Origin of the sequence: Reyranella sp., assembly GCF_052439685.1 — a bacterium.
Lineage (GTDB): Bacteria > Pseudomonadota > Alphaproteobacteria > Reyranellales > Reyranellaceae > Reyranella.
In genome coordinates this window covers 1-5,385 of record NZ_JBQVQG010000060.1, presented here as the reverse complement: position 1 = coordinate 5,385, position 5,385 = coordinate 1, and the positions used below count along the sequence as shown (strand labels likewise).

Below are 5,385 nucleotides of genomic sequence, written 5' to 3'. Positions count from 1 at the left end.
CAGATCACCCCGCCCTCGCGTCCGCCGTCGGGCCGCAGCGTGCGCACCCGCTCGAGCAGGGCCTTGATGCCGAAATATTGCTGGTGGCGGGCGGCGATCTTCCCGGCCTTGCGGTCGAACAGCATGAAGGTGCGGGTGAAGTCGAGCAGCCGCTCGGGCGAGCACAGGCTGATCAGCAGCCGGTCCTGGTGGGTGACCTCCTGCTCCCCGCTCCACAGGCTGATGAAGTGCTCCTTCACGTCGGACAGGCGATGGCGCAGCAGCGCCTCGCGCGGGTCGGTCTCCAGCGCCCGGTTCTTGACCGTCTTGAAGTGGGCCTCGTCCAGCACCTCCTCGCGCCAGCGCGCCCAGAACTTTCGCGGTGTCCGCGTGGTGCCGTAGCGGCCGTCGGTCATGCCGATGGAGACCAGAAGCTGCGCATAGGCGAACAGCTGCGGGATCTCGTCCTGGCCCTGGTTGCGGATCATCTGGTTGATCCCTTCGTCCACCATGGCCTTGTTCGGATTGCCGCTGTCGGGCCGCTTGGCCTCGATCACCAGCAGGGGGATCCCGTTCACGTAGCCGACCACGTCCGGCCGCCGGCTATGAATCCCGTCGGCGGCCAGCAGCTCCAGTTCCTCGGTCACCGTGAAGCGGTTGGCCAGCGGCCGAGCCCAGTCGACGATCGGCACGGTCACGCTGTGGCGCTTGCCGTCGACGAACTCGGTGACCGTCACGCCCAGAGTGAGGGCATTGTAGATCCGCTCGTTGGCGGTCAGCAGGCCCTCGTTCAGCGCGGGCGAGGACAGCTCGCGCACGATCTGGTCGATGGCGTTGATCGAGAGCGGATGGGTCCTGCCCTTGTACTCAAACGTCCGCCGCCGCAGCTCCTCCACCAGCACCGGCGCCAGCAGGACGCCCTGCGGCCCGCCGCGCGCCGCCAGGCACTCGGCCGGCGGCATGTAGCGCCAGCCCAGGGTCACGAGCGTCGCGAGCGCCGGAACGTGGGAGGAATAGATTTCAGCGGTTGAAGGGGCTTGGTTCATGGGCCGCCCCAGACGTTCGCGGACGCAGCATCGTAGAATGATACTTCGAGCGGCCAGCGTTCATGACGCATAGCGGCGAGCTCTTGGGCTCGCTTCATAATCCGCTGGTTGTCCTCTGTGTCAGGGTCGCCATAGATGCCGACGTAGAGCTTTCGAAAGTGACCCCGCCCAATTCGGACGAGTATGTGGTCGTCATTCGCAGCGAGCGAATGGCCGTAGATGAAGACGCAGTGCCGCCCCTGCTGCAGATTCGCCGTGAGCTGCTTGAAGCCCTGATACAAGTAGGCGTTATGCCGAATTTTCGACTTCTTCTGCGCGCTCGTCCCTTCAGCGACGAATAGTGGGTAGGCGTTGCGAGCGATCGCTTCGCGAGCCTGCTCGACGAGCGGTATACCCTTCCTGATCCAGGTATACTTCAGCAGTTCCTTGCCCGAATCGAACAGGTGAAGCGCCCCGTGAAGGAACATGATTGAGGCGCTGTGGGCGTTCGTTTCACCCTGCCACACGACATACTCTGCGTCGGGTTCATCTTCGTCATTTCCGAAGCCGTCATTCTTCGTGAGAGGGATCGGCTCTCCAGATGGCATGTCGCCATGCATCAGCGTCCAGTACAGGAGTAGATCGTAGTTAAGCGTGAAGACGCAGCCGGCCTTGGGACCCGCCAGGAAGTTGGCGAGGAAGCGACGGCACGCCCAGAATTTCTCGTCGGCGATGTCCGGCGGGATGTTCGGATGGTTGCCGGCGATGGTCTGGACGAGAATCTCCTTTAGAGCCGCCGCGTGCTCTTGCATCTTGGCGATAGCCACCGCGCCGTGCGGGACATAGGCCGGTAGGATGCGGGCGGCGTTCTCCAGTGCCCGGATCGCCGCCTCGAAGTCCTGAGTGCCCAGCGCCTCGAAGACAGCCTGAACCTCGGGAACGTTGGAAAAGTCCGCCTGGGCGTAAAGCGAGCCGTAGTGGAAGATGTCGGCGCGACAGGCGATGCTGAACCCGTTACCCAGTAGCAGGTGGCGTTTCGCAAACCGATCTGAGTCGGTGATCGCTTCGTCGAAGGTCATGAGAGGCATCAGACCGCCTCGCTTTCCGCCGCCTTGACTCGACGCTTGCCGGTCAGCAGCTGTTGCATGAGGGCAGCTTTCTCTTCGCGTAGCGCCGCGAATTTCCTCTGCAGCACTTCGATGGTCCGATCCTCGCTCGACAGGACCGCGGCGATTTTCGCTTGCTCTGGCAGCGGCGGGAGACACACAGGCACAGTCGCCAGGTCGCCCTGACCGATATTGGCGCGGATGCCACCTTGACCCAAGCGAATCAGTGCGCGCCGGACAGAAGGTGACTGAAAGACATAGACCGAGAAGCCGATGTCCAACACGCCAGCAATAGGCCGAGCGCGGATGACGAACCCGCCGAACACCGCAGGCGTATCGTCGAGGTAGACCGTCGAGATGGCGATTTCGTCATCAGTCTCAGAAGTTCTGTTGAACAGGACGTCACCCTTCTTGAGGCCGTACTCCCTGAGTTGATTTGGCGTGACGGACATCGAACCCGCGATGTCCCTGTAGTGCAGGGTCCGCGCCCGGAAGACGTCCATCACGTTTACAAATTTGACTCCCGAACCGTAGAGCGACTTTTCACCGTTCAACCCGTTCTTGAACGTGAAGAGCTCCCCCAAGCTACGCGTGGTCCATTCACTGGCATGTGCCGCCCCCGGCAAGTGGCGCTCGCCAGCCAGCAACGCCTGCATCAACGCCGCCTTCTGCTTGCGGGCGTTGGCGATCAGGGCCTCGACCGTCTCGATGGCACGATCCCAGGTGGAGAGGATGGCCCCAATCTTCCGCTGATCTTCATAGGGCGGGAGTTTCACCCGAAGTCTTAGAAATTCGTTCTGACCAAGGGTCTTGTTGCGCCCAGCCCCACCCGGGGATGCGAGCGATAGCAGTTCTCGACCGTATTCAGTCTTGAAGAAGTAGCTGATGAAATCCAAGTCGGACTTGCCTTCGATCGGCCGGTACATCGGAAATCTGTGAGACGCAATTTTCCCGACATCGGCATCGGTGGTCTTCGCGATAGCGCGCTCCCACGCAAAGACGATATTCACCATGAAGCAATTCGGCTCGACCCAGAATACTCGCTTGTCACCGAGCGTTGACCCAAGCACGGGTTCCTTATCGAACAAGCCCTTACCATGCGACCTGATGCCAATTTCCTGGTAGTATGCTTTAGGGTCGACCGTGACAGGCCTTGTCACCTTCTCAAGGACTGATCCGATCTCGACGGTCTGAAATTGAGAGACGGTCATTCCTTGGGCCCCTTCACCGGCTTCGGTCGGGCACCCTCGATCACCTTCGCTTTCCCAACCGCCTCCACGAAGTGCCGCTCCACCGCGCTCGGCGCATTGATCGTGCGCGTGTGCCAGGCGTCGTACGCGGCGTTGACGATCTTCTCGGCCGCCTTGGCCTGGACCTTGCCGGCGCCGGCGAGCAGGGGGTGATCGCCCAGCTTCAGGAAGTCGTCGAGCTTGGCGATCCAGTCGGCCATGTGCATGGCGCGGCGGTTCCTGGCCATCGCCTCGGCGAATTCCAGGAAGGCGACGGTGATACGGTTGAGCGTCTCCATCTCCGCCGGCTCCAGATAGTTCTTGGCCACCTGGGCGTCGGCGCGGGTGGGGAGCTGGCCGCGCGCCTCGCCGGGCCAGCTGGTCAGGCCCATCATCGGCTTGGAGGCATCGGCACGAGCGACCTTGGTTTCCGCCGCCGTCTGGCCGTGGGCGGCGTGGTGCATCTTGTTCTGCACCGTCTGGAAGAACTTCTGGCTGGCTTCGGCCTTCGGGTCGTAGTCGACGGCCGTGGCGTAGATCTCCAGCACTTTTTTATAGAACAGCTTCTCCGAGGCGCGGATGTCGCGGATGCGCGCCAGCAGCTCTTCGAAATAGTCGGCTTCGGGGTCCTTCAGCCGGGCGTCGTCCATGACGAAGCCCTTGACTAGGTACTCGCTCAGCGAGGTAGCCGCCCAACGGCGGAACTGGCTGCCCCGCGGCGAGCGGACCCGAAAGCCCACCGCCATGATCATGGGCAGGTTATAATGGCCGATCCGACGGGAAACCTCCCGCGTCCCCTCGGTTCGAACTTGTAAGTAATCGTTACAAGTTGCCGCCTCCTCCAGCTCGCCCTCCTCGTAGATGGCGCGGATGTGCTGGGTGACGGCCTGGGGGGTCACCTGGAACAGCTCGGCGATCTCGGCCTGGCTGAGCCAGACGTCGCCGTCCCGTGCCTGCAGCCGGATGATGGTGACACCGTCCTCGGTCAGGTACTGGATGATCTCGCCGGCCATCAGTAACCCAGCTCCTTGAGGTAGCCGTCCATCTTCGTTTCCAGTTCCTCCAGCTCCGCCTTGAGGCGCAGCCGTTCGGTGCGGACGGCGACGAGGTCGATCTCGGCCTCCTCCTCGAAGGTGTCGACGTAGCGGGGGATGTTGAGGTTGAAGTCGTTGCCGGCGATTTCCTCCGGCGTGGCCAGATCGGCGTATTTCGGGGCGTCGGCGCGCGCGTGGTACGTCTCGACGATCCTGCGAATGTTGCCGTCGGTCAGCTGGTTCTGGTTCTTGCCCGACTTGAATTCGCGCGAGGCGTCGATGAACAGGACGTTCCGGTCGGCCTTCGTCTTGCGCAGGATCAGGATCGCGGCCGGGATGCCCGTGCCGTAGAACAGCTTCTCCGGCAGGCCGATCACCGTATCGAGCAGGTTCTCCTCGATCAGCTTGCGGCGGATCACGCCCTCGCTGCCGCCGCGGAACAGGACGCCGTGGGGAACCACCACCGCCATGCGGCCCGTACGCGGCTTCATGGTCTCGACCATGTGCAGGATGAAGGCGTAGTCGCCCTTGGTGCGCGGCGGCAGGCCCCGGCGGAAGCGGCCGAAGCGGTCGTGCCCGGCGGTGTCGTGGCCCCATTTGTCGAGGCTGAACGGCGGGTTGGCCACCACCACGTCGAAGTGCTTCAGCGCGTCCTCGCCGTCGAGCAGTTTGGGATTGCGGATCGTGTCGCCCCACTCGATCCGGTGATTGTCCTCGCCGTGCAGGAACATGTTCATCTTGGCAAGCGCCCAGGTGCTGCCGATCGATTCCTGGCCGTAGAGCGCGTACTTCTTGGTCCCGTATTTCGCCTGCACCCGCTGGCCGCACTTCATCAGCAGCGAGCCGGAGCCGCAGGTGGGATCGCCGGCCTCCTCGCCCTCGGCCATGTCCATGATCTCGGCCATCAGGGCCGACACTTCCGGAGGGGTGTAGAACTCGCCCGCCTTGCGGCCGGCGTCGGAGGCGAAGTTCTTGATCAGGAACTCGTAGGCGTTGCCGATCACGTCGAGGT

General features: G+C 63.0%; 5 protein-coding genes. All 5 read right to left on the bottom strand.

All coding sequences use genetic code 11. The annotated features are described in order from the left end of the window. Nucleotides 1-1,025 (bottom strand): type I restriction endonuclease (locus tag ACT6UX_RS30140; RefSeq protein WP_444778826.1); only part of this gene is annotated, 1,025 nt, incomplete at its 3' end. After that, nucleotides 1,022-2,083, bottom strand: a complete 1,062-nt coding sequence (locus tag ACT6UX_RS30135; protein ID WP_444778825.1) for a DUF4917 family protein — start codon at nucleotides 2,081-2,083, stop codon at nucleotides 1,022-1,024. The genes ACT6UX_RS30140 and ACT6UX_RS30135, both read right to left, overlap by 4 nt. A gap of 8 nt (nucleotides 2,084-2,091) precedes the next feature. Continuing rightward, nucleotides 2,092-3,321 (bottom strand): restriction endonuclease subunit S, encoded by a 1,230-nt coding sequence (locus tag ACT6UX_RS30130; protein WP_444778824.1) that lies wholly within the window; start codon nucleotides 3,319-3,321, stop codon nucleotides 2,092-2,094. After that, entirely contained in the window at nucleotides 3,318-4,352 is a 1,035-nt protein-coding gene (locus ACT6UX_RS30125) for a virulence RhuM family protein (protein ID WP_444778823.1), read from the bottom strand. The genes ACT6UX_RS30130 and ACT6UX_RS30125 overlap by 4 nt, the downstream gene beginning before the upstream one ends. Then, nucleotides 4,352-5,385 (bottom strand): N-6 DNA methylase (locus ACT6UX_RS30120; protein ID WP_444778822.1); only part of this gene is annotated, 1,034 nt, incomplete at its 5' end. The genes ACT6UX_RS30125 and ACT6UX_RS30120, both read right to left, overlap by 1 nt.

Excerpts from the sequence above, each read along its gene's own strand:
- ACT6UX_RS30135 (WP_444778825.1), bottom strand. The coding sequence starts at position 2,083 with ATGACCTTCGACGAAGCGATCACCGACTCAGATCGGTTTGCGAAACGC.
- ACT6UX_RS30130 (WP_444778824.1), bottom strand. The coding sequence starts at position 3,321 with ATGACCGTCTCTCAATTTCAGACCGTCGAGATCGGATCAGTCCTTGAG.
- ACT6UX_RS30125 (WP_444778823.1), bottom strand. The coding sequence starts at position 4,352 with ATGGCCGGCGAGATCATCCAGTACCTGACCGAGGACGGTGTCACCATC.